The organism is Pseudomonas sp. EA_35y_Pfl2_R5 (assembly GCF_963970805.1).
Lineage (GTDB): Bacteria > Pseudomonadota > Gammaproteobacteria > Pseudomonadales > Pseudomonadaceae > Aquipseudomonas.
Genome location: NZ_CAXAOW010000004.1, coordinates 96,754 through 119,578, shown reverse-complemented (window position 1 = coordinate 119,578; position 22,825 = coordinate 96,754). Strand labels below are relative to the sequence as shown.

The window sequence follows — 22,825 nt, the reverse complement described above, 5'->3', positions numbered from 1 at the left end:
TGGGTCGCTCCTACAGATCCAAGAAAAAGCCCGACCTTGATCACTCAAGGTCGGGCTTTTTAATAACACCTACAACTACAGGTAGTTATTGGTCATCTCGTCGATAAAGCCTTCGGCGCGCAGTTCGTCCAAAGCCTTCTGTAGACGCTGCACCACCTCATCCGGGGTGTCCTTGTTCAGCGCCAGGTACAACTCGGCTTCGTTAAAGCGCAGCGCAGTATTCAACCCGCTTACACCTTCCTGCTTGGCCAGGTAGCGGCCGACCGGGTCAGTGGTGGCCCACAGGTCGATTTTGCCGCTGAGCAGCTTCTTGATGTTTTCCTGATCACGCAGCGCATTGATCGGACTCAGGCCCTGACTTTCCAGGTGCTGGCTGACCGCATCGTTCTTGTAGGCACCAATCTGATACTGCCCGGCATCCTTGAGACTGGCGACGCTGAGGTTATTACCTGGCGCAGCCAACAGTACCCAACCGGTTTTCGCCAACGGCCCCACCCACTTGAACAGTGGCTGACGCTCTGGCGTGAAGGTCGTGGAGAACAGGCCGTAGTTGGGTTTATCCAGGGTCAGGCGATACAAGCGATCCCAAGGAAAACGCAGGGTCAGGGTGTAGTTGATGCCGGCACGCTTGAACATCGCTCGAACGATCTCGGCACTGATACCGTCAATACCGTCATCACGGGCGAAGTTCTTGTCGTCCACCGCCATGTTGAACGGCGGGAAGTTCTCGGTCAGCAACACCACTTTGTAATCAGCTGGAAGCTCTGCACGGGCTGCGCAGGCACTCAGGACAAGCCCGAACAACAGGCTGGCTTTCAGGGTTTTTAACATAGGTCATTCCGCTCGCATGAATTGTGATTATGGCTAGCGGCATCCCTGCTCGGGCGACTACCCGGCGACGTATGGTACGCGGCGTCAACCATCCATGGCCGCGAGCCGGTTTATCGCCGGCGCGCTGGTGTTACGTATTACAGGTAGTTGTTCAGAATATCGTCGACAAATCCTTCGCTGCGCATTTTGTCCAACTCGGCTTGCAGCTTCTGCACAACTTCGTCCGGCACCTCTTTGTTCAGGGCCAGATACAACTCTGCGCTGTCGAAACGCAGAATAGTTTTCAGGCCAGAAACACCTTCCTGCTTGGCCAGGTAACGACCGGCAGGATCACCGGTGGCCCACAGGTCAATCTGCCCGACCATCAGCTTCTTGGCGTTTTGCGTATCGCGCAGGGCGGTAATCGGCTCCAGGCCTTTTTCCACCAGGTGCTCGGCGATCGCGTCACCCTTATAGGCACCAACCTTGTACTGTTTGGCGTCGTCCAGGCTGTTCAGGGTAATGCTGCTGTCGGCCTTGCCGAGCAGTACCCAGTCATCCGGACCAATCGGGCCAACCCACTTGAACAGCGCCTCACGCTCCGGCAGACGCGCCGCAACAAATACACCATAGCCAGGTTTTTCCAGCGCCAGCTTGTAGATGCGGTCCCAAGGGAAGCGCAGAGTCATGTTGTATTGGATGCCGGCGCGCTTGAACATCTCGCGGATGATATCCACAGCAATGCCGTCGATATTGTCTTCCTGGGCGAAGTTCTTGCCGTTGATCGCCATGTTGTACGGTGGGAAATTCTCGGTCAGCAGGACCATGCGGTAGTTCGGGTCAATTTCGGCCCGAGCACTGCCCGCGAGCACCATAACTGTGCCGGCGAGAGCGACTAGTAGTTGTTTTAACATGATGTCTCACATCGATAGTTGGGCTGAGCATGCAGCATACCCAGCACTGCCGACTTAGCCCAGCCCAGGTTTTGCGCAGGCACAATCACAAAGCGCTTACAGATAGCTGTCTTTGATCTTACCCAGCTCACCCTGAGCGCGCATGTCGTCCAAGGCTTTCTGCAACTTCTGCACCACTTCATCGGGCGTTTCAATATTCAGCGCCAGATAGAGATCGGCGCTGTTAAAGCGATGCACCACCTTGAGCGCGCCCAGCGGCGACTGCTTGGCCATATAGCGCCCGCCGACTTCATCGGTGGCCCACAGGTCGATCAGGTCCTTCTCCAGCTTGTTGAGATTTTCCTTGTCCTGCAGGCTGGTTTGCACCGTCACGCCGCGGTCGATCAGGAACTGCGAAATCGCATCATTGCGATAACCACCAATCCGGTATGCCCCGGCCTGATCCAGGCTGTTCAGCGTAACTTTGCTATCGGCCTTGGCCAGCAGCACCCAATCGCTCACGGCAATAGGCCCGACCCACTTGAACAGCGATTCACGGTCCGGCGTGCGGATTGTGGAGAACAACCCGTAGCCATTGTTTTCGAGCGCCTGTTTGTACTGACGGTCCCAGGGGAAACGCAGAATCATCTGGCACTCCAACTGCGCCTTGTTACACAACGCACGCACCGTATCGCTGCTGATGCCCTGCACATCAGCATCTTTGGCAAAGTTGCCACCGCTGGCCGCCATGCTGAACGGTGGCAGGTTTTCGGTAAGCAGAACCAAAGGCTCCGCGCGAGCCAGGCTGACGGCACACAACAGCCAAACTGCGGTGAATAGCCGGATAGCGGACATAAGAACTCCGTGTAGGGAAATAATCATTTATTGAAAGAGGAGCGCTCACGGGGATGACAAAAGCATCGACCCGAACGCAAACATTATGATTTTAGCGGGCCAGTCGACATTTTGCTGTCGACTCGCCCGCAGCGGTAGCCGGCAGGGCTGCCGGCCAGCGAGGTTTAGCGAATGACGATGCCGCGCGCGGCCATATACGCCTTGGCTTCCGGCACGGTGTATTCACCGAAGTGAAAGATGCTCGCAGCCAGTACCGCAGCCGCCTTGCCTTCGATAATGCCGTCAGCCAGATGCTGAAGACTGCCGACGCCGCCGGAGGCGATCACTGGGATGCCGACCATTTCACTAATGGCGCGGGTGACGCCGAGGTCGTAGCCGCTCTTTACGCCGTCCTGATCCATGCTGGTCAGCAGAATTTCGCCGGCGCCGAGGTCTTCCATCTTCTTCGCCCACAACACGGCGTCCAGACCTGTCGGCTTGCGGCCGCCATGGGTAAAGATTTCCCAGCGCGGGGTTTCGCCCGGTTTGGAAACCTTCTTCGCGTCTATGGCGACCACGATGCATTGCGAGCCGAAACGCGAGGCGGCCTCGCCAACGAACTCCGGGGTGAAAACAGCTGCCGTATTGATCGAGACCTTGTCCGCGCCGGCATTTAGCAGATTGCGAATATCCTGCACGGTACGCACGCCGCCACCCACCGTCAGCGGGATAAAGACCTGGCTGGCCATGCGCTCGACGGTGTGCAACGTGGTATCGCGACCGTCACTGCTGGCGGTGATATCGAGAAAGGTAATCTCGTCGGCGCCCTGTTCGTCATAGCGACGGGCGATTTCCACCGGGTCACCGGCGTCGCGGATGTTCTCGAACTGCACGCCTTTGACCACACGACCGTTGTCGACGTCGAGGCAGGGAATAATGCGTTTTGCCAAAGCCATAACTATGTTCTCGTTGGATGGGGCGGGCGGTGTTCCGCTGAGGGCAGCGATACCCATCGATAAGTGGTTGGCGATGGGTTACGCCGCTACGCGGCTAACCCACCCTACGGCTTAGCCCTTGAAGGCGTCGCAGAAGGCTTGCGCCTCAGCCACATCCAAAGTGCCTTCGTAAATCGCCCGACCAGTGATCGCGCCGATGATGCCTGGCGAGCGCGCCAGCAGCAGCTTCTCGATATCACTGAGGTTGTGGATACCACCCGAGGCAATTACCGGAATGCGGCTGGCAGCAGCCAGGGCAGCAGTGGCCTCGACGTTGCAGCCCTGCATCATGCCGTCTTTGGCGATATCGGTATAAACAATGGCACTCACACCATCGGCCTCGAAGCGCTTGGCCAAATCGGTGGCCTGCACGGTAGAGACCTCAGCCCAACCGTCAGTTGCGACGAAGCCGTCTTTAGCGTCCAGACCGACAATCACCTTGCCCGGAAAGGCTTTACAGGCATCAGTGACAAACTGCGGGTCTTTAACGGCCTTGGTGCCGATAATCACGTAGCTGACCCCGGCGCGGACGTAATGCTCGATGGTCTCCAGGGTACGAATACCACCGCCGATCTGGATTGGCAGATTCGGGTAGCGCTTGGCGATGGCAGTGACCACTTCGCCGTTGACCGGCTGACCCTCGAAGGCGCCGTTGAGGTCGACCAGATGCAGGCGACGGCAGCCGCCCTCAACCCACTTGGCGGCCATGCTCACCGGGTCATCGGAAAATACCGTGGAATCTTCCATGCGGCCCTGGCGCAGACGCACGCAGGCGCCGTCCTTCAGATCGATAGCGGGGATAATCAGCATCGGTTGAACCTGCTCAAGTCGTGTGAATTCGGTGGGTCAGCTCTTTTCCAGCGCCCAGAGGTCGCTTTCGATGCTCTCGAACCGTTCTTTCAGGTGAGTCTGCACATCGAAAATCGCCCGGTTGTAGTAATGCGGTGCAATCTCACGAGCGAATAGCTCGAGGATTTCCGCCGCCTCGAACGAGCCCAGCTGCAGCTCAAAGCGCTCTTCCATAAAGCGCTTCAGGGCGCTGGTCGCCTCACGCTCCTGCTCGGCCGTGAGGGTGAGAATCAGCGGTTTCTGCTTGGCCCGGCTCATTTACCAGCGACCATCCCAGGCGGCGAAATTCTGCAGCAATTGCAGGCCATGGGTATGGCTCTTCTCCGGATGGAACTGCACGGCGAAACGCGAGCCGTCAGCCAGGGCCGCCGCGAAGTCCTTGCCGTAATGGCCGCGACCGACCACCTGTTTGGGGTTGCCGGCCTCGATGTAATAGCTGTGCACAAAGTAGAAGCGCGCCAGGTCCGGGATGTTGTGCCACAGCGGATGCTTGACCGACTGCGCCACTTCATTCCAGCCCATATGCGGCACCTTCAGCGGCTCGCCATCTTCGACCATGTCCTTGCCGAAGAACCGCACCTTGCCGGGGAACAGGCCGATGCAATCGACGCCATCGTTCTCTTCACTGTGCTCCAGCAGGGCCTGCATACCGACACAGATGCCGAGAAATGGCCGATCGACGCTGACCTCGCGGACCAGATCATCGAAACCCAGGCGCTTGATCTCGGCCATGCAATCGCGAATCGCGCCAACGCCTGGGAAGACCACGCGGTCAGCCTCGCGGATCACCTGGGCATCACTGGTCACCAGCACCTTGCCGGCGCCTACGTGCTCAAGGGCCTTGGCCACCGAATGCAGGTTGCCCATGCCGTAGTCGATTACTGCTACCGTTTGCATAAGAACTTGCCCGCCCAAAAATCATGCCCGCGTTGCTGCTCAAAAGCGTGCCAGGCAAGGCGTGGAACGCAGCCAATGGTCGTTCCATTGGCAAGTCCCACAACACCGCATGGCGCACTTTTGAGCGCAACCCTGCGGGACGGGGCCGTTTTTCCGCAGCCCTGCGTTAATCGTCGTTCATTTGGAATAACCAAACTTCTCTCCTCTTGCCTTGCGCTGCGGAAAAACGGCCTCCGGCGCGGGCATGATTTTTAGGCGGGGCAGGTTCTAGAGCACGCCTTTAGTCGACGGCATCTGTCCGGCCATGCGCGGGTCCAGCTCGACAGCCATGCGCAGGGCGCGGCCGAAGGCCTTGAACACCGTTTCGATTTGGTGGTGGGTGTTGGTGCCACGCAGGTTATCGATGTGCAGCGAAACCAGGGCATGGTTGACGAAGCCCTGGAAGAATTCCTGGAACAGGTCCACGTCGAAGCCGCCAACTACGGCACGGGTAAACGGCACATGCATCTGCAAACCCGGACGACCGGAGAAGTCGATCACCACACGCGACAGCGCTTCATCCAGCGGCACATAGGAATGGCCGTAACGGGTCATGCCCTTCTTGTCGCCGATAGCCTTGGTGAACGCCTGGCCAAGGGTAATGCCGACGTCTTCCACGGTGTGGTGGTCGTCGATATGCAGGTCGCCCTTGCATTCGATATCGAGGTCGATCAAGCCATGGCGGGCGATCTGGTCGAGCATGTGCTCGAGGAATGGCACGCCAATATCGAACTTGGCCTTGCCAGTTCCATCCAGGTTGATCGAGACCTTGATCTGGGTCTCCAGGGTATTGCGCTCGACGGATGCCGTACGTTCGGCCATCACCAGCTCCAGAAATTGCCCACGGAAAAAGGCTGCCATTATAGGGGCAAAGCTGGCCTGGCGATACGCACCCAGCCGGCTGGACTGCATCTTGCAGACGTCCGGGTATTTGCCAACCTGAGGCGGCGATCATGCATGAGCGGAAAATGCCGGCCACCCTGCGCTTTATGCTGGCAGCCCGGCGCAGCGAGTTGCTCGGCCTGGAGGACCTGTCGCAGACCTGCGAACTGGTTACCCGTATCAGCCAGCTGGTGCATGCCCTGCAAAAAGAGCGCGGCTACTCCAACCTCTACCTGAGCGGCAACGCCCCACACCAACGCCTGCAGCTGGACGGCCTGAGCCAGGCCGCCGACAGCCTGGAACGTCAGGCGCGTGACGACTTCGAACGCATCGGCCAGAACGGCCTCGGCTCGGCCGACAAGACCCGCCTGTTCACCCGCATCGCCTATGCCCTGCACAGCCTCGACGAGCTGCCGGCGCTGCGGCGCAGGATTCGCGAGCACCGCATCAGCATGCAGGACGCCACCACCACGCTGGTACGACTGATCGGCGGCCTGCTGGCAGTGGTCTTCGAGGCCGCCGACACCGCCATCGACCCCGCCATCACCCGCAGCCTGGTGGCGTTGTTCAACTTTATGCAGGGCAAGGAGCTCGCCGGCCAGGAGCGCGCCCTGGGCGTCACCGGCTTCGCCAGCGGCTACTTCACGGCCGAGATGCTCGAACGCCTGGAGCATCTGCTGGAATGCCAGGAGCGCAGCTTCGTTACCTTCGGCCGCTTCGCCAGCCCGGTGGCCCTGGAGCTCTGGCACAGCCTCTGCGCCAGCCCCAGCAACGACCAGGCCTGCCGCCTGCGCGAGATCGCCCGACGCACCCACGCCGACGCCCAAGTCGACCGCCAGCTCGGCGAACTCTGGTTCGACCTGCACACCGCCCGCATCGACGCGATGAAAAGCGTGGAAACCTGCCTTGAGCAAGATTTGCTGCAGCGCTGCCAGCAGAGCATGCAGCGCGTCCGCCGCGATCTGCACAGCCACCGCCACCTGCTCGACGGCCTCAGCGACATGCACGCTGCCGCCGAGCAGGCCAGACTGTTCAGCGTGCACAACAGCGACCGCCCGACCGAGGAAGGCCCAGACGCCAACCTGGCGCGTTCGACCTTGGATCTGCTGCAGAGCCAGACCCATCGCCTGCAGGGCATGCACGACGAATTGCGCGAAGCGCGCCAGGCACTGGACGAACGCAAGCTGGTGGAGCGCGCCAAGCAGTTGCTGATCAAGCAGCAGGGCTGCAGCGAAAGCGAAGCCTATACCCGCCTGCGTCAGGAGGCGATGAACCAGGGCCTGCGCCTGGACGAGGTGGCCCAGCGCCTGCTGGCGCTCAACGCCGAATCGCAGGCGGCCAGATCTCGGCAAAAGCACTGAACCCAGGCACGCACACATCCCCACGCACTGCGAACGTGCACCGCCGCAGGCCGCCGCGGCCGATCAGCGCAGCGCTCGGCCAGAGCGAACGCAACGCTAGCCCGGCCGAGCAACGCAAGCCATTGATCTGCCAGGCCAACCGCCCCGTGCGGAGCCGCGCCGAAGCCATTCGGCAGATCCTGGCACGGCTTTCGCTACGGCTAGAACAAGCCTGGCAGCCATGCCGAGCGCCACAATCCAATCCGGACAACGATGTCCACGCCCACCGGCTTAGCCGGTCGGCGTGACATCGTTTTTTTTCGCCCAGAGGAAACCGAGCCATGACCGACAAGCCGACCCAAGACGAAAGCATCAGCCCGCTGCTGGCCTCGCGCCGCCGCTTCCTCAAGCAGTCCATCGCTGCCGCCAGCGGTATCGCCCTGTTCGGCGCCACGGGCCTGAGTAGCCAGGGCAGCGCCTGGGCTGCCGGCAGTGACGTGGAAACCACTAAGGCCAAACTTGGCTTTATCGCCCTGACCGATGCCGCGCCGCTGTTTGTCGCCGCCGAGAAAGGCTTCTTCGCCAAATACGGCATGACCGAGGTCGAGGTACTCAAGCAATCCTCCTGGGGTACCACCCGCGACAACCTGGTGCTGGGCTCGGCGAAGAACGGCATCGATGGCGGCCATATCCTCACCCCCATGCCCTACCTGATCAGCGCCGGCATCGTCACCCCGAACAACCAGCCGGTGCCGATTTCCATCCTCGCCCGCCTCAACCTGGCCGGTCAGTGCATTTCGGTGGGTGAGGAATACCGCGACCTGCAGATCGGCGTCGACAGCACCCCGTTCAAGGCCGCCCTGGAGGCCAAGAAAGCCAGCGGCAAGAAAGTCAGCGCGGCCATGACCTTCCCCGGCGGCACCCACGACCTGTGGATGCGCTACTGGCTGGCCGCCGGCGGCATCGACCCGAACAACGACATCAGCACCATCACCGTGCCGCCGGCGCAGATGGTCGCCAATATGAAGGTCGGCAGCATGGACACCTTCTGCGTGTGCGAGCCGTGGAACGCCCAGCTAATCAACCAGAAGATCGGCTACACGGCCAACACCACCGGCGAGCTGTGGCATAACCACCCGGAAAAATCCTTCGCCATGCGCAGCGATTACGTGGCCGCCAACCCCAAGGCCGCCCAGGCCCTGACCATGGCCATCATGGAAGCGCAGATGTTCTGCGAGCAGCCGGAAAACAAGGAAGAAGTGGCGAAGATCTGCTCGCAGCGGCGCTGGATCGGCGCGCCTTACGCCGACGTGGTCGACCGCATGAAGGGCAACTTCGCCTACGGTACCGGCAAGGTGGTGGAAAACCATCCTGAGCAGATGCGCTACTGGGACGACTTCGCCTCCTACCCCTTCCAGAGTCACGACCTCTGGTTCCTCACCGAGAACAAGCGCTGGGGCTACCTGCCGGCCGATTTCGACAGCCAGGCGCTGATCGCCCAGGTCAACCGCGAGGACATCTGGCGCGCCGCTGCCGCCGCCCTGAGCCTGCCGACCGAGCAGATCCCCACCTCGACCTCGCGCGGCATCGAGACCTTCTTCGACGGCAAGGTGTTCGATCCCGAGAACCCGCAAGCCTACCTGGACAGCCTGACCATCAAGGCCATGGCCTGACCGCCATGCACCGCCTGCGAGGAGACACCCGATGAACGCCAACGTAAAAATCGAGCCTGCCGCAGTGGCCAGCCCGGCTACACAAACCACACCCTCGCGGCTTAGCCGTATCGGCACGCGCCTGCAGCAGACCCTGCTGCATGATCTGCTGCCGCCGCTGGTGATCCTGCTATTGCTCGGACTGATCTGGGAGATGCTCTGTTCGGGTGCAGGCGCTGCTCTACCGCCGCCCTCCCAAGTGCTCAGCGATACCTGGGAGCTCATCGTCGACCCCTTCTACAACAATGGCGGCAACGATGTCGGCCTGGCCTGGCAACTGCTGGCCAGCCTGCAACGGGTGGCGGTGGGTTATCTGCTGGCAGTTGTGGCGGGCGTCGCCCTCGGCGTGCTGATCGGCCAGTCGGACTGGGCCATGCGCGGTCTCGATCCGCTGTTCCAGGTGCTGCGTACCGTGCCGCCGCTGGCCTGGTTGCCGCTGTCCCTGGCCGGTTTTCAGGACAGCCACCCATCGGCGATCTTCGTGATTTTTATCACCGCGATCTGGCCGATCATCATCAACACCTCGGTGGGCATCCGCAATATTCCCCAGGACTACCGCAACGTCGCTCAGGTGATCCAGCTGAATGCCTGGGAGTACTTCCGCATCATTATGCTGCCGGCAGCCGCGCCCTACATTTTCACCGGCCTGCGCATCGGTGTCGGCCTGTCATGGCTGGCGATCATCGCCGCGGAGATGCTGATCGGCGGGGTCGGCATCGGCTTCTTTATCTGGGACGCGTGGAACGCTTCGCGGATCAGCGACATCATTCTCGCCCTCGTCTATATCGGCATCGTCGGCTTCTGCCTCGACCGTCTGGTGGCCTTCACCGGCCGACGCATCACCCGCGGCATCCCCGCCGCCTGAGGATTCGAACATGAGCTATCTCTCCATCGAACAACTGGACAAAAGCTTCGTGCGCGGCAACCTGGCCTCCCAGGTGCTGAAGAACATCAACCTGCGCATCGACAAAGGTGAATTTATCTCGATCATAGGCCACTCCGGCTGCGGTAAATCGACGGTGCTGAATATCGTCGCCGGCCTGCTCGACCCCAACCTCGGCGTGGTCATTCTCGACGGCAAGGAAGTCAGCGGCCCCGGCCCGGATCGCGGCATGGTGTTCCAGAACCACTCGCTGCTGCCCTGGCTGACGGTATTCGAAAACGTCGAAGTGGCGGTCAACAAGGTGTTCAAGCGCAGCATGTGCAAGGCAGAGCGCCGCGAGTGGATCGAACACAACCTCAAGCTGGTGAGCATGAGTCACGCCCTGGACAAGTACCCGCAGGAGATTTCCGGCGGCATGAAGCAGCGCGTCGGCATCGCCCGCGCCCTGGCGATGAAGCCCAAGGTGTTGCTGCTCGACGAACCCTTCGGCGCCCTCGACGCCCTCACCCGCGCCCATTTGCAGGACGAGGTGATGCGCATACAGGCAGATCTGGGCAACACCATGATGATGATCACCCACGACGTCGACGAAGCGGTGCTGCTGTCGGATCGCATCGTGATGATGACCAACGGCCCCTCAGCCACCATCGGTGAAATCCTCACAGTCGACCTGCCGCGCCCGCGCGACCGCATCGCCCTGGCCGACGACCACGAGTACAACCGCTGCCGCCGGGCGGTGCTGAGCTTTCTCCACGACCGTCATCGGTTGCAGTAAGCGACAGCTTTCGCGGCTAAAGGGTGGGAAGGCGCTTTAGCCGCGAGACTCCCGAAAAAATTATCAAAGGCTAACCCGCACCGTGACGCTTATGGCCACCTCACAGGTTCTTGTTATGCTCCCCGCCTAACCCGTCAACTCGCAGCACCGACAACGCCATGGACAGTATCGACACCCTGATTATCGGTGCAGGCGCCCTCGGCCTGGCCTGCGCCGCGCGCCTGAGCAGTCCGGGACAGAGCTGCCTGATAGTCGAAGCGGAAAGCCTGATCGGCAGCCACACCTCCAGCCGCAACTCCGAGGTGATCCACGCCGGTATCTACTACACGCCCGGCTCGCTCAAGGCCGAACTGTGCCTGGAAGGCCGCGAGCGCCTGTATGCCTGGTGTCGCGCCCATCAGGTGGCACACCACCAACTCGGCAAACTACTGATGGCAGTAGAAACGGCGGAAATCACCAAACTCGAACTACTGCAGCGCAATGCGGCGGCCTGCGGGGTGCACGACCTGCAGCCTATCGAGCAAAAACGCCTGCACGAATTGGAGCCAGCGGTGCGCGGAGTAGCCGCTCTGCTTTCGCCCAGCACCGGGATTATCGATAGCCACGCCTACCTGCAATCACTGTTGGCGGCGGCGGAAAATCGCGGCGCACAGCTGGTGCTACACAGCCGCGTCGAGCGACTCGAAGCAAGTGGCGACGGCTGGATAGCCTCAGGCCACAGTGGCGGTGAACCGTTCCAGCTGAAAGCTCAGCGAGTGATCAATGCCGGCGGTCTATTCGCCCAACAACTGGCCCAGCAAACCCAAGGGCTGCGGAGCGTGCCGCCACTGCATCTATGCCAGGGCCGCTACTTCAGCTACAGCGGTCGCTCGCCCTTCCAGCATCTGATTTACCCGATGCCGGAAGCCAATACCGCTGGCCTAGGCATCCACGCCACCCTGGATCTCGGCGGCCAGTTGCGCTTTGGGCCGGACACCCACTACCTCACACAGATCAACTATCAGATCGATGAAAATCTGCGCGAGCCGTTCGCCGAAGCCATCCGCCGCTACTTCCCCGCTATCGATAGCGCGCGCCTGGTACCAGGCTACAGCGGCATCCGGCCGAAACTCGCAGGCCCCGGGGAACCGGCCGCCGACTTCATTATCCAAACGCCCAAGGAGCACGGCCTGCCAGGTCTGGTCAACCTGTTCGGCATCGAGTCGCCCGGCCTTACTGCCAGCCTGGCTATTGCCGAGCGCGTGGCGCAGGTCCTGTAAAAGCCGCTTGCAAAATCACCGCGTAAACGGGACTGTCGGCGGTCCATGTAAAAGCGCTGGCGCTATACTCGCCGGCTTGAATTGCTGCTTTTCACCATTAAGTTTCGAAACAAGGATTCGCACATGAAAGCGCTCGGCAAAATCCTCGGCCTGTTTTTTCTCGGGCTATTGCTGATCATCGTGGCGCTGGGCTTTGCCCTCACCCACCTGTTCGATCCCAACGATTACAAAGATGAAATCCGCCAGCTTGCCCGTGACAAGGCCAATCTGGAGCTGACCCTCAAAGGCGATATTGGCTGGAGCCTGTTCCCCTGGCTCGGCCTGGAGCTGACTGATGCTACGCTCGCCAGCCCCAGCACTCCGGACAAACCTTTCGCCGACCTTCGTCTGCTTGGTCTATCGGTGCGCGTGCTGCCGCTGCTGCGCAAAGAAGTGCAGATGAGCGATATCCGCATCGACGGCCTCAACCTCAACCTGCAGCGCGATGAAAAAGGCCGCAGCAACTGGGAGGATGTCGGCAAACCGGCTAACACCACGACCGCAACAGCAGAAGCCCCAGCAGCCAACAGCGACAGACCGCAGGCCGAAAACCCAGCTGCTGAGCCTGTTGAAAGCAGCCAGCCGCTGAAACTGGATATCGACAGCCTGATCGTCAACAGCGCGCGCATCGACTACCACGATGTGCAAAAAGGCCAGCAATTCAGCGCTGAAAGCATCCAGCTGACCACCGGCGCAATCCGCGAAGGCGCAGGCATCCCGGTCAAGCTCAGTGCCTTCTTTGGCCTCAACCAGCCAGTCCTGCGCGCCCGTAGCGAACTGCAGGGCGAGCTGCGCTTTGATCGCGCGCTCAAGCGCTATCAACTGGAAGACGCCAAGCTCTCTGGCGAAGTATCTGGCGAGCCCTTCGACGGCCAGACCCTGACCTACTCGGCCCAGGGCCAACTGCTGGTCGACCTGGCCGCTCAAGTCGCTGAATGGAACGGCCTGAAGTTCTCCGGCAACCAGCTGCGCGCACTTGGCGAACTGAAAGTACGTGATCTCGACAAGCAGCCAAAACTCAGTGGGGGGCTATCCATCGCGCCACTCAACCTGCGTGAATTCCTCACCACCATCGGCCAGAAACTGCCGCCGATGACCGATGAAAAAACCCTCAGCCAGTTCGAACTGGTAACCCGCCTGAGCGGCACCGACAATAGCCTGACCTTCGAAGACCTCAAGCTAACCCTCGATGACAGCCACTTCAGCGGCCAGCTGGCGATTGCCGATTTCGCCAAACAGGCCCTGCGTGTGCAGCTCAAGGGCGACCAACTGAACCTCGACCGCTACCTGCCCGCACCTTCCAAAGACGCCAACGATCCTGGCGCCGCGCGCCAGGCCGAGGTCAAGGCCAGTGTTGCCAGCGCAGGGCAGAGCGGCAGCACACCACTGCCCGACGCACCGACCCAGCACGCCTGGAGCAACAGTGAAGTACTGCCAATCGCGACGCTGCGTAAGCTCGACATGCAACTCGACCTTGGCCTGGACCAGCTCACCGCACAGCAGCTGGTGATCAGTAATTTCAGCGCTAAGGCGCAGAGCAAAGGCGGCCTGCTGACCCTGCAGGATGTGCGCGGCACTATCGGCAACGGCAGCTTCAACGGCAAGGCCAGCATCGATGTGCGGCCGGCGATCCCACTGCTCAGCGTGCAGAAGAACCTCAGCAACATCCCGGTTGAGCCGTTCCTGAAAAAGCCCGACCAGCCTTCGCCGGTCAAAGGCCTGCTGGATTTCAAAGCCAACATGACCACCAGCGGCAACAGCCAGCGCGCCTGGGTCGATGGGCTGACGGGCGACGCCAGCTTCATGCTGAATGACGGCGTACTGGTCGACGCCAACCTGGAACAACAGCTGTGCCGCGGCATCGCCACACTCAACCGCAAATCCCTGAGCAGCGATCCACGCGGCAAGGACACGCCCTTCGAAACCCTGCAAGGCAGCCTGACTCTGCGCAACGGCGTCGCCCACAACCCCGACCTCAAGGCCGTTATTCCGGGCCTGGCAGTCAAAGGTAATGGCGATCTGGACCTGCGCATCCTTGGCCTGGATTACCGCGTCGGCATCACTATTATTGGCGACCAGCGCGAAATGCCCGACCCGGCCTGCCAGGTCAACGAGCGCTATGTCGGCATCGAATGGCCTGTGCGCTGCCGCGGCCCGTTGGAAATGGGCGGCAAGGCCTGCCGCCTGGATCAGGACGGCTTGGGCAAGGTTGCTGCCAAACTGGCCGGCAACAAACTCAACGAGAAGATCGAAGAAAAGCTCGGCGACAAGGTCAGCCCCGAGCTTAAAGACGCACTCAAGGGCCTGTTCAACCGATGAGCCCCGAGCAATTTTCCAGCGCGGTACTGAACTGGTACGACAGCCACGGGCGCAAGGATCTGCCCTGGCAACAGGGCATCACCCCCTACCGCGTGTGGGTCTCGGAGATCATGCTGCAGCAGACCCAGGTCAGCACCGTGCTCGGTTATTTCGACCGTTTTATGGCCGCCTTGCCGACGGTCAATGACCTGGCCGCGGCGCCAGAAGATGAAGTACTGCACCTGTGGACGGGTCTCGGTTACTACACCCGCGCACGCAACCTGCAGAAAACTGCGCAGATCGTTATGCGCGAACATGCTGGCGAATTCCCCCGCGATGTCGACCAGCTCACCGAACTTCCCGGCATCGGCCGCTCCACCGCCGGCGCCATCGCCAGCCTCAGCATGGGCCTGCGCGCACCGATCCTCGACGGCAATGTCAAGCGCGTACTGGCGCGCTACGTCGCGCAGGAAGGCTATCCCGGCGAGCCGAAGGTGGCCAAACAGCTGTGGGATGTCGCCGAGCGCTTTACCCCGCACGCCCGAGTCAACCACTACACCCAGGCGATGATGGATCTGGGCGCCACCCTGTGTACCCGCAGCAAACCCAGCTGCCTGCTCTGCCCGCTGAAAAGCGGCTGCCAGGCGCACCTGCTCGGCCTGGAGATCCGCTACCCGATCCCCAAACCGCGCAAGGCGCTGCCACAAAAGCGCACACTGATGCCGATCTTCGCCAATCGCAACGGCGAGGTGCTGCTCTACCGCCGTCCGTCCAGCGGCCTCTGGGGCGGCCTGTGGAGCCTGCCGGAGCTGGAGAATCTACAAGGCATAGAAGCGCTGACCAGCCGCCACAGCCTGCATTTGGGTATACCCCAAGCCATGAGCGGCCTGACTCACACCTTCAGCCACTTCCAGCTGGCCATCGAGCCCTGGCTGATCCAGGTCGACGCTGCGCCAACCGCCGTGGCCGAGGCCGACTGGCTCTGGTATAACCTCGCCACCCCGCCGCGCCTGGGCCTCGCCGCCCCGGTGAAGAAGTTGCTGAAGCGCGCGGCCGACGCACTCGCAACAAACCCGAATATTGGAGAAATGTCATGACCCGCACCGTCATGTGCCGCAAGCACAAACAGGAGTTGCCCGCCCTCGAACGCCCACCCTATCCGGGCGCCAAAGGTGAGGACATCTTCAATAACGTCTCCAAGCAAGCCTGGGACGAATGGCAGAAGCACCAGACCCTGCTGATCAACGAACGCCGCCTAAACATGATGAACGCCGAAGACCGCAAGTTCCTCCAGGCCGAGATGGACAAATTCCTCTCCGGTGAGGAATACGCCCAGGCCGAAGGCTACGTGCCGCCCAGCGAGTGACCTTAGAGAAGCGTGGGAGGCGTTCCGCTTTAGCGGCGAAATGCGCTAACAGCAGACCGTAGGGTGGATAACGCCTTATCCATCCACCACACCGCGATGGTGGATAAGCAAAGCGTTATCCACCCTACACCGCTAATCGCTCCCCGGATTGCATCCGGGCTACCCAACGCCGCCGGCCTTTTCCCGGCACTCGAACCTAAGCGCCCGTAATAATTAAATATTTTTCAAACTCACGCTTGACACCCACCCTTCAAATCCGTCTAATAGCGCCCCGTTAGCCCGGGTAGCTCAGTCGGTAGAGCAGGGGATTGAAAATCCCCGTGTCGGCGGTTCGATTCCGTCCCCGGGCACCAAATACAGAGAAACCCCAAGAGAACTCAACCTCCTTGGGGTTTTTTCTTGCCTGCGATTTACCGCACAACGGCTTATAAACCCACTGAAATTGTGCACGCGCGACAGCCAACTGCAGCCAAGCGACAGCGTGACCGGGTGAGCGCTCCAAGGCCGGTAAACGGCTTGGCGGTCAGCGAAACGCTATGCTAGCTTGACGCCTCGCCAGGAAGGCCACGCATCGCCTGAGCGCATTCGAAGAATAAGAGGACACTCCATGGCCGAGGCCACGCCCGCGCTGGAAATACGCGACCTGCATAAACGCTACGGCGACCTTGAGGTGCTCAAGGGCATCTCCCTCACCGCTCGCGACGGCGATGTGATTTCCATCCTCGGTTCTTCCGGCTCCGGCAAGTCGACCTTTCTGCGCTGCATCAATCTGCTGGAAAACCCGCACAAGGGGCAGATCATCCTCTCCGGTGAAGAGCTCAAGCTCAAAGCCGCGAAGAATGGCGACTTGGTTGCCGCCGACAGTCGCCAGATCAATCGTCTGCGTAGCGAGATCGGCTTTGTCTTCCAGAATTTCAATCTGTGGCCGCACATGAGCGTGCTCGACAACATCATCGAGGCACCGCGCCGCGTGCTGGGGCAGAGCAAGGCCGAGGCCATTGAGGTGGCCGAGGCGCTGCTGGCCAAGGTCGGTATCGCTGACAAGCGCCATGTTTACCCGAATCAACTTTCCGGCGGCCAGCAACAGCGTGCGGCGATTGCCCGTACCCTGGCCATGCAGCCGAAAATTATCCTGTTCGATGAGCCCACTTCGGCCCTCGACCCGGAGATGGTACAAGAAGTGCTTAATGTGATCCGCGCACTCGCCGAGGAAGGTCGCACCATGCTGCTGGTAACACATGAAATGGGCTTTGCCCGTCAGGTGTCCAGCGAGGTGGTGTTCCTGCATCAGGGTCTGGTTGAAGAACAGGGCTCCCCGGAGCAGGTGTTCGACAACCCGAACTCGGCGCGCTGCAAACAATTCATGTCCAGTAATCACTGAAAACACGGAGCAACTACGCATGCAGAACTACAAGAATATCCTGCTGGCCGCTGTCGCCACCCTGGCCTTCGGCACCAGCGCCGTCGCCGCGGACAAGCTGAAACTGGGTACCGAAGGCGCTTACCCACCGTTCAACCTGATTGACGCCAGCGGCCAGGTCGGCGGCTTTGACGTGGAAATCGGTCAGGCCCTGTGCGCCAAGATGAAGGCCGAGTGCGAAGTGGTCACCTCCGACTGGGACGGCATCATCCCGGCCCTGAACGCGAAGAAATTCGACTTCCTGATCGCCTCCATGTCGATCACCGAAGAGCGCAAAGCCGCCGTTGATTTCACCGAGCCTTACTACACCAACAAACTGCAGTTCATCGCCCCAAAAGGCGGCGATTTCAAGACCGATAAAGCCAGCCTGAAAGGCAAAGTGATTGGTGCTCAACGCGCCACCATCGCCGGCACCTGGCTGGAAGACAACCTGGACGGCGTGGTTGATATCAAGCTGTACGACACCCAGGAAAACGCCTACCTCGACCTGGCCTCTGGTCGCCTTGATGGTGTGCTGGCCGACACCTTCGTCAACTGGGAATGGCTGAAGAGCGACGCAGGCAAAAGTTTCGAATTCAAGGGCGACCCGGTATTCGACAACGATAAGATCGGCATCGCCGTACGCAAGGGCGATGCCCTGCGCGAGAAGCTGAATGCCGCCCTGGCCGAGATCGTGGCTGACGGCACCTACAAGAAGATCAACGACAAGTACTTCCCGTTCAGCATCTACTAAGCTGCCGGCACTGCGTCGCCCGTCCGGGCGGCGCAGGCTTCTGAGCCCCTATGAATTTCGACCTCTACGGATTCGGCCCGGCCCTGGCTGCTGGCACCCTGATGACTATCAAGCTGGCGCTCAGTGCGCTGTGCCTGGGTCTGGTGCTTGGCTTGCTCGGCGCCCTCGCCAAGACTTCCCCGTACAAGCCACTGCAATGGCTTGGCGGTACGTATTCGACCATCGTGCGCGGTATTCCCGAGCTGCTCTGGGTGTTGCTGATCTATTTCGGCACCGTACAGCTGATGCGCAACCTGGCAGACCTGCTCGGCATCGAAAGCCTTGAGCTGAACGCTTTCGCCGCCGGCACCATTGCCCTCGGTATCTGCTTCGGCGCGTATGCCACCGAGGTGTTTCGCGGCGCCATCCTGGCCATCCCCAAAGGCCACCGAGAAGCCGGCCAAGCCTTGGGCATGTCCAAACCACGGATCTTCTGGCGACTGATCCTGCCGCAGATGTGGCGCATTGCCCTGCCCGGCCTGGGCAACCTGTTTATGATTTTGATGAAGGACACCGCACTGGTGTCGGTGATCGGCCTGGAAGAAATCATGCGCCGCTCGCAAATCGCCGTGACCGCCAGTAAAGAGCCCTTCACCTTTTATATGGTGGCGGCCTTTATCTACCTGGGCCTGACCGTGCTGGCAATGATTGGCATGCACTTCCTTGAAAAACGCTCCAGCCGTGGCTTTGTCAGGAGCGCGTCATGAGAAAAATCTCTGAAATAGTCGCTTGGCTGGCTGCCCTCGCGCTTGTCGCCTATGCGCTCTGGGGAGGTCTAACAGCCCTCAACTGGGACGTGATCATTAAATGGCTGCCGCGCCTGTCGGAAGGCGCCCTACTGACCCTGGAGCTGGTGGCCATCGCGGTTCTCGCCGGGTTGATTCTCGCCCTGCCCATGGGCATCGCCCGCGCCTCGCGGCACTGGTATGTGCGCGCCCTGCCCTATGGCTACATCTTCTTCTTCCGTGGCACGCCGCTGCTGGTGCAGCTGTTTCTGGTCTATTACGGCCTGGCGCAGTTCGATGCGGTGCGCGAAGGCCCGCTCTGGCCCTACCTGCGCTCCCCGTACTGGTGCGCCGTGCTGACCATGACCATGCACACCGCGGCCTATATCGCCGAGATTCTGCGTGGGGCGATTCAGGCCGTGCCACCGGGCGAGATCGAAGCCGCTCGCGCGCTAGGCATGTCGCGGGCCAAGACCATGTTTTATATCGTCCTGCCAAGAGCTGCGCGCATAGGTCTGCCGGCTTACAGCAACGAAGTGATTCTGATGCTCAAGGCCAGCGCCCTGGCCAGCACCGTGACCCTGCTGGAACTGACCGGCATGGCCCGCACTATCATCGCCCGCACCTACCTTCCAGTGGAAATCTTCTTCGCCGCGGGGATGTTCTACCTGCTGATCGCCTTCCTGCTGGTACGCGGTTTCAAGCTGCTGGAGCGCTGGCTGCGCGTCGACGCCTGCCAGGGCCGCTGATTGCCTGAGGGCTCGCACCCTCAGGCACCGTCCATCATGCCAACCACCACTCCCACCCAAATCCTGCAAAACACTGCCTTGCTGCAGCGCTTTCAGGCGCTCGACAGCTTTCTTATCGAGCACCTGGCGCTGTGGCGACCACGGCCTTTTGTGCATTACCCAGCATTGCCTTGGGAAACCGAACAGCCACAGCTGGCCACCTGGCTCAGGGCACAAAGCCTTGAGCATGCCGAAGCCGCACATAACCAGCCGCATCTGCTGCAAGCACCCGCGCCCTTCCCGCAACTGGCCGCCCAGGCTTACGACCTAAGCCAGATCGGTGAACTGCCACAGTTACCCGTGGCGGTATTACCTGCACGCTTTAGCAGCGATGTACCGGGACGTAAGTGGCAACAGATTGATGCCTTCGCCCGCAGCCTGCGCTTTAGCCAAACACCGCAGCACTGGCTGGACTGGTGCGCTGGCAAAGGACACCTCGGGCGGATGCTCGCGCACAATGGCGGCAGCCTGACGTGCCTGGAATACGACCCGCAGCTGGTCAGCAGTGGTCAACAACTCAGCCATAAACTCGGCATCGACGCCCAGCATATTGAGCAAGATGTGCTAGCTGACGACGCCGTAATACAGTTGCAGGCGCAACACACCCCCGTGGCCCTACATGCCTGCGGCGAGCTGCATACGCGCCTGCTGCAATTGGCCAGCCAAGCCGGCTGCCAACAACTGGCCGTAGCACCCTGCTGCTACAACCGCATCAGTACAGCGACCTATCGGCCGCTGTCGACGAGCGCCCAAGCCTCGGCACTGCAACTGTCCATCGACGATCTCGGTCTGCCTCTGAGCGAAACCGTCACCGCTGGCGCCCGGGTACGTCGCCAGCGCGACCAATCCATGGCCCGTCGCTTGGCTTTCGATCTGCTGCAACGCCAGCTGCGGGGCAGCGATGAATATTTGCCAACCCCATCCCTACCCGCGGCCTGGCTGGACAAGCCTTTTGCCGATTATTGCAACGACCTCGCCGCACTCAAACAACTGCCCACACCCGCGCCCCAGGATTGGCAACAACTGGAGCAACAAGGCTGGCAACGCCTGGCCGAGGTGCGCAATCTGGAGCTGTTGCGCGGCTTATTCCGGCGCCCACTGGAGCTCTGGCTTCTGCTCGACCGCGCCCTGTTCCTGCAAGAACAAGGCTACAACGTGCGCCTTGGCACCTTTTGCAGTCGGCAACAGAGCCCACGCAACCTGCTGCTGCTGGCCGAACGCGTGAAAGAGTTGCCCACATTTGCTGTGGATAACTCTGTTGACAGATTCTGAGCAAATCACGCAAACGCCCGCCCCAGCTGCATATCATCAACCTGCGCATTTTTTGATCTTGATATATATCTCGTAAAAACAGGCACTTAGCTAATACCGCGAACCAGCGCACAGTGTCCACGCACGCTCGTACCAGATGCCCTGCATATGTGCATAAGCCTTTTGCTGCTGATAACAATGCCTGCACAGAACTATGCTCAGACGGCTTTACTCAGCCAAACGAATGGATATAATGGCGACCCTCAAAGGCCGGTATAGCTCAGCTGGTAGAGCAACTGACTTGTAATCAGTAGGTCCCGGGTTCGACTCCTGGTGCCGGCACCATACAAAGCAAAGGGTTACGTGAAAACGTAACCCTTTTTTGTGCCTGAAATTCGACTCGGAGTGCATTGGGGGTACGCATTTGTACCAATACAGTGGCAGGAATAGGGGTGTATCTGCGCCCGCTGACGCGCCGAAAAAGAATGCATGCGCCGAACGGCACCCATAAATCCGGATCGAAAACCGCTGCAGTCAGACCCGGTCCAATACCTCAAGTCATTACTCAGAAAAGCTGTAAAGAATGCTAACTAGGCGCGCCATGGCTTGAGCCAGACAGCTAATGCCACAAGAACCAGAGAAGACACGAAGGTACCCAAACCCAACTGTAGCCAGCCGGGTTCAAGCGGATACAACACCGCGGCCATCAGGCCGAGCAGCAAAAGGCCAAGTAGCCATTGCCTGGCCCAGCCTACATCAGCAAGAAGCCCCTGCCGTTGCATCAGCAACAATCCGGTGACAAGCACGCCCGCCAGCGCTGCCAATGCCACGCCGACCACACCGATGGCGAACGGCACACTGATCAGCAACAGCGCTGTACACAAGCTCCCCCATAGCTCACAGCGCAGCGGCAAGCGAGTATCTCCGGCGGCGTAGGCGTAGCGTGCCAAAAGCGCGTTCCAAGCACCAAAAACCAATGGCACCGCAAACCAGGCCAGTAACAAGGGAAGTGGGCCGCCTTCGACTTTTCCAGGCAGCAGCAACGCAACCAACGTCGGACTGGTGCCCACCAGGCCAAGCGAAGCTGGCACGCTGAGGATGGTAGCCGCAGCCAGCCCCTGCTTGAGCAGACCGAGACGTGCGGCTCCCTGGCGAGCACTCATCATGCCCAGCAGAACCTGATTCAGGTTCATCAGGGCAATCAGCGGCAGGTTGATCAACTTGCGCGCCAGGTTGATCCAGGTAACGGCGCCCTCTCCCAGCATGCTCGCAACCATTCGTTCCAGCAGCGCAAGCCCTTGGCTCGCGAGGTTACTGCCAAATAGAGGGCCAAGCTTACTCAACAGCTCACGCCCCGCACCCGCCTCACCATTACGGCTGTATGGACGCCAGCCAAGACGCCAGACCGGTATCAACAACGATAGTGGCATCAATAGGCTGCCGAACAGGCAAGCCAATGCCACATGCTGAGGCTGACTGTCAGCCCCCAACAATCCCAGGTAAATGACCGCAGGCAGGTTGAACACCAGTGAGCCAAGGCCTGCGAGGACGAAACGTTCGCGGGCCTGCAAAGGAATGCTCAGCAGGGCATGCAACACAAACCCAGGCGCACAGGCGGCCAGCAGGAAAAGATTATCTGCCGCCTGACTGCGCGCGACTTCGCCCAAGCCAGGGCCAATCAATTGCACCCAGAGCGGCGCACCAAGAGCAAACAGCCCGGTCAACAAGAGCGCACACAACAACAACCAAGGGCTCAGCCCATTCAGCCAGCGCTGCTGGGCCAGGTTGTTACGCAGGTTGTAGAGCGGTAATGCCGCCGCGGCCAGTAACCCACCCGCCATGGTCATGCGTAATGCTTCCGGAAGAAACAGCGCAACCAGAAAGGCGTCACTGCGGCTACCAGCCCCCCACGCAGCCACCAGCAGCCACTCGCGGGCGAAGCCTGCTGCAAGGCCAGCCAAAGTGGCCAGGGTCAACCAGAGCGTGCTGTTGAACATA

Annotated in this window: 22 protein-coding genes and 2 tRNA genes; 15 read left to right on the top strand and 9 right to left on the bottom strand. The window is 60.6% G+C overall.

Going from position 1 to position 22,825, the window contains the following annotated elements; genetic code table 11:
• Positions 1-75 precede the first annotated feature (75 nt).
• The 8 genes from AACX99_RS10590 to hisB all read right to left on the bottom strand — a co-directional run bounded on the left by AACX99_RS10590 (position 76) and on the right by hisB (position 6,139).
• The gene (locus AACX99_RS10590; RefSeq protein WP_339411652.1) at positions 76-831 is read right to left on the bottom strand and encodes a substrate-binding periplasmic protein; all 756 of its coding nucleotides are present in this window, start codon (positions 829-831) and stop codon (positions 76-78) included.
• Positions 832-968: 137 nt separating this feature from the next.
• Positions 969-1,724, bottom strand: coding sequence for a substrate-binding periplasmic protein (locus tag AACX99_RS10585; protein WP_339411651.1), 756 nt, complete (start codon positions 1,722-1,724; stop codon positions 969-971).
• A gap of 96 nt (positions 1,725-1,820) precedes the next feature.
• Entirely contained in the window at positions 1,821-2,558 is a 738-nt protein-coding gene (locus tag AACX99_RS10580) for a substrate-binding periplasmic protein (protein ID WP_339411650.1), read from the bottom strand.
• Positions 2,559-2,722: 164 nt separating this feature from the next.
• Complete coding sequence (gene hisF / locus AACX99_RS10575) at positions 2,723-3,493, bottom strand: imidazole glycerol phosphate synthase subunit HisF (protein ID WP_339411649.1); 771 nt, start codon at positions 3,491-3,493, stop codon at positions 2,723-2,725.
• Between the two features lie 111 nt (positions 3,494-3,604).
• Complete coding sequence (gene hisA / locus AACX99_RS10570; RefSeq protein WP_339411648.1) at positions 3,605-4,342, bottom strand: 1-(5-phosphoribosyl)-5-[(5-phosphoribosylamino)methylideneamino]imidazole-4-carboxamide isomerase; 738 nt, start codon at positions 4,340-4,342, stop codon at positions 3,605-3,607.
• Between the two features lie 36 nt (positions 4,343-4,378).
• Entirely contained in the window at positions 4,379-4,639 is a 261-nt protein-coding gene (locus AACX99_RS10565) for a DUF2164 domain-containing protein (protein WP_339411647.1), read from the bottom strand.
• Positions 4,640-5,278, bottom strand: coding sequence for an imidazole glycerol phosphate synthase subunit HisH (gene hisH, locus AACX99_RS10560; RefSeq protein ID WP_339411646.1), 639 nt, complete (start codon positions 5,276-5,278; stop codon positions 4,640-4,642).
• A 267-nt stretch (positions 5,279-5,545) separates the two neighbouring features.
• The gene (hisB, locus tag AACX99_RS10555) at positions 5,546-6,139 is read right to left on the bottom strand and encodes an imidazoleglycerol-phosphate dehydratase HisB (RefSeq protein ID WP_339411645.1); all 594 of its coding nucleotides are present in this window, start codon (positions 6,137-6,139) and stop codon (positions 5,546-5,548) included.
• Between the two features lie 131 nt (positions 6,140-6,270).
• On the opposite strand from hisB, the gene AACX99_RS10550 reads away from it, so the two are divergent.
• The 15 genes from AACX99_RS10550 to AACX99_RS10480 all read left to right on the top strand — a co-directional run bounded on the left by AACX99_RS10550 (position 6,271) and on the right by AACX99_RS10480 (position 21,172).
• Positions 6,271-7,560 (top strand): nitrate- and nitrite sensing domain-containing protein, encoded by a 1,290-nt coding sequence (locus AACX99_RS10550; protein ID WP_339411644.1) that lies wholly within the window; start codon positions 6,271-6,273, stop codon positions 7,558-7,560.
• Positions 7,561-7,880: 320 nt separating this feature from the next.
• The gene (locus tag AACX99_RS10545; RefSeq protein WP_339411643.1) at positions 7,881-9,212 is read left to right on the top strand and encodes a CmpA/NrtA family ABC transporter substrate-binding protein; all 1,332 of its coding nucleotides are present in this window, start codon (positions 7,881-7,883) and stop codon (positions 9,210-9,212) included.
• Positions 9,213-9,243: 31 nt separating this feature from the next.
• Positions 9,244-10,116: a nitrate ABC transporter permease gene (gene ntrB, locus AACX99_RS10540; RefSeq protein WP_339411642.1), complete on the top strand. Its 873-nt coding sequence runs from the start codon at positions 9,244-9,246 to the stop codon at positions 10,114-10,116.
• Between the two features lie 10 nt (positions 10,117-10,126).
• A complete protein-coding gene (locus AACX99_RS10535) occupies positions 10,127-10,909 on the top strand; it encodes an ABC transporter ATP-binding protein (RefSeq protein WP_339411641.1) in 783 nt (260 codons plus the stop codon).
• A 158-nt stretch (positions 10,910-11,067) separates the two neighbouring features.
• Positions 11,068-12,168, top strand: coding sequence for an NAD(P)/FAD-dependent oxidoreductase (locus AACX99_RS10530; protein ID WP_339411640.1), 1,101 nt, complete (start codon positions 11,068-11,070; stop codon positions 12,166-12,168).
• 123 nt (positions 12,169-12,291) lie between these two features.
• The gene (locus tag AACX99_RS10525; protein ID WP_339411638.1) at positions 12,292-14,526 is read left to right on the top strand and encodes an AsmA family protein; all 2,235 of its coding nucleotides are present in this window, start codon (positions 12,292-12,294) and stop codon (positions 14,524-14,526) included.
• A complete protein-coding gene (gene mutY, locus AACX99_RS10520; protein ID WP_339411636.1) occupies positions 14,523-15,602 on the top strand; it encodes an A/G-specific adenine glycosylase in 1,080 nt (359 codons plus the stop codon). Before AACX99_RS10525 ends, mutY begins: the two co-directional genes overlap by 4 nt.
• Positions 15,599-15,871: an oxidative damage protection protein gene (locus tag AACX99_RS10515; RefSeq protein WP_339411634.1), complete on the top strand. Its 273-nt coding sequence runs from the start codon at positions 15,599-15,601 to the stop codon at positions 15,869-15,871. Before mutY ends, AACX99_RS10515 begins: the two co-directional genes overlap by 4 nt.
• A gap of 277 nt (positions 15,872-16,148) precedes the next feature.
• Positions 16,149-16,224, top strand: a tRNA-Phe gene (locus AACX99_RS10510).
• Positions 16,225-16,478: 254 nt separating this feature from the next.
• A complete protein-coding gene (locus tag AACX99_RS10505; RefSeq protein ID WP_339411633.1) occupies positions 16,479-17,252 on the top strand; it encodes an ABC transporter ATP-binding protein in 774 nt (257 codons plus the stop codon).
• A gap of 19 nt (positions 17,253-17,271) precedes the next feature.
• The gene (locus AACX99_RS10500; protein ID WP_339411631.1) at positions 17,272-18,024 is read left to right on the top strand and encodes an ABC transporter substrate-binding protein; all 753 of its coding nucleotides are present in this window, start codon (positions 17,272-17,274) and stop codon (positions 18,022-18,024) included.
• A 50-nt stretch (positions 18,025-18,074) separates the two neighbouring features.
• Entirely contained in the window at positions 18,075-18,770 is a 696-nt protein-coding gene (locus AACX99_RS10495; RefSeq protein WP_090254729.1) for an ABC transporter permease, read from the top strand.
• Complete coding sequence (locus AACX99_RS10490; RefSeq protein WP_339411630.1) at positions 18,767-19,537, top strand: ABC transporter permease; 771 nt, start codon at positions 18,767-18,769, stop codon at positions 19,535-19,537. Before AACX99_RS10495 ends, AACX99_RS10490 begins: the two co-directional genes overlap by 4 nt.
• Before the next feature lie 36 nt (positions 19,538-19,573).
• Complete coding sequence (locus tag AACX99_RS10485) at positions 19,574-20,848, top strand: methyltransferase (RefSeq protein ID WP_339411629.1); 1,275 nt, start codon at positions 19,574-19,576, stop codon at positions 20,846-20,848.
• A 248-nt stretch (positions 20,849-21,096) separates the two neighbouring features.
• Positions 21,097-21,172, top strand: a tRNA-Thr gene (locus tag AACX99_RS10480).
• Positions 21,173-21,417: 245 nt separating this feature from the next.
• Here AACX99_RS10480 and AACX99_RS10475 read toward each other — a convergent pair.
• On the bottom strand, positions 21,418-22,824 hold the full coding sequence (locus AACX99_RS10475; protein ID WP_339411627.1) for a lipid II flippase MurJ: 1,407 nt from the start codon (positions 22,822-22,824) through the stop codon (positions 21,418-21,420).
• Between the last annotated feature and the right edge of the window lies 1 nt (position 22,825).

Coding starts and splice junctions, on each gene's coding strand:
- AACX99_RS10535 (WP_339411641.1), top strand. CDS start 10,127: ATGAGCTATCTCTCCATCGAACAACTGGACAAAAGCTTCGTGCGCGGC.
- AACX99_RS10580 (WP_339411650.1), bottom strand. CDS start 2,558: ATGTCCGCTATCCGGCTATTCACCGCAGTTTGGCTGTTGTGTGCCGTC.
- AACX99_RS10530 (WP_339411640.1), top strand. CDS start 11,068: ATGGACAGTATCGACACCCTGATTATCGGTGCAGGCGCCCTCGGCCTG.
- AACX99_RS10495 (WP_090254729.1), top strand. CDS start 18,075: ATGAATTTCGACCTCTACGGATTCGGCCCGGCCCTGGCTGCTGGCACC.
- AACX99_RS10515 (WP_339411634.1), top strand. CDS start 15,599: ATGACCCGCACCGTCATGTGCCGCAAGCACAAACAGGAGTTGCCCGCC.
- AACX99_RS10590 (WP_339411652.1), bottom strand. CDS start 831: ATGTTAAAAACCCTGAAAGCCAGCCTGTTGTTCGGGCTTGTCCTGAGT.
- AACX99_RS10525 (WP_339411638.1), top strand. CDS start 12,292: ATGAAAGCGCTCGGCAAAATCCTCGGCCTGTTTTTTCTCGGGCTATTG.
- AACX99_RS10490 (WP_339411630.1), top strand. CDS start 18,767: ATGAGAAAAATCTCTGAAATAGTCGCTTGGCTGGCTGCCCTCGCGCTT.
- AACX99_RS10585 (WP_339411651.1), bottom strand. CDS start 1,724: ATGTTAAAACAACTACTAGTCGCTCTCGCCGGCACAGTTATGGTGCTC.
- ntrB (WP_339411642.1), top strand. CDS start 9,244: ATGAACGCCAACGTAAAAATCGAGCCTGCCGCAGTGGCCAGCCCGGCT.
- AACX99_RS10500 (WP_339411631.1), top strand. CDS start 17,272: ATGCAGAACTACAAGAATATCCTGCTGGCCGCTGTCGCCACCCTGGCC.
- hisH (WP_339411646.1), bottom strand. CDS start 5,278: ATGCAAACGGTAGCAGTAATCGACTACGGCATGGGCAACCTGCATTCG.
- hisA (WP_339411648.1), bottom strand. CDS start 4,342: ATGCTGATTATCCCCGCTATCGATCTGAAGGACGGCGCCTGCGTGCGT.
- mutY (WP_339411636.1), top strand. CDS start 14,523: ATGAGCCCCGAGCAATTTTCCAGCGCGGTACTGAACTGGTACGACAGC.
- AACX99_RS10485 (WP_339411629.1), top strand. CDS start 19,574: ATGCCAACCACCACTCCCACCCAAATCCTGCAAAACACTGCCTTGCTG.
- AACX99_RS10475 (WP_339411627.1), bottom strand. CDS start 22,824: ATGTTCAACAGCACGCTCTGGTTGACCCTGGCCACTTTGGCTGGCCTT.
- AACX99_RS10545 (WP_339411643.1), top strand. CDS start 7,881: ATGACCGACAAGCCGACCCAAGACGAAAGCATCAGCCCGCTGCTGGCC.
- hisB (WP_339411645.1), bottom strand. CDS start 6,139: ATGGCCGAACGTACGGCATCCGTCGAGCGCAATACCCTGGAGACCCAG.
- AACX99_RS10565 (WP_339411647.1), bottom strand. CDS start 4,639: ATGAGCCGGGCCAAGCAGAAACCGCTGATTCTCACCCTCACGGCCGAG.
- hisF (WP_339411649.1), bottom strand. CDS start 3,493: ATGGCTTTGGCAAAACGCATTATTCCCTGCCTCGACGTCGACAACGGT.
- AACX99_RS10550 (WP_339411644.1), top strand. CDS start 6,271: ATGCATGAGCGGAAAATGCCGGCCACCCTGCGCTTTATGCTGGCAGCC.
- AACX99_RS10505 (WP_339411633.1), top strand. CDS start 16,479: ATGGCCGAGGCCACGCCCGCGCTGGAAATACGCGACCTGCATAAACGC.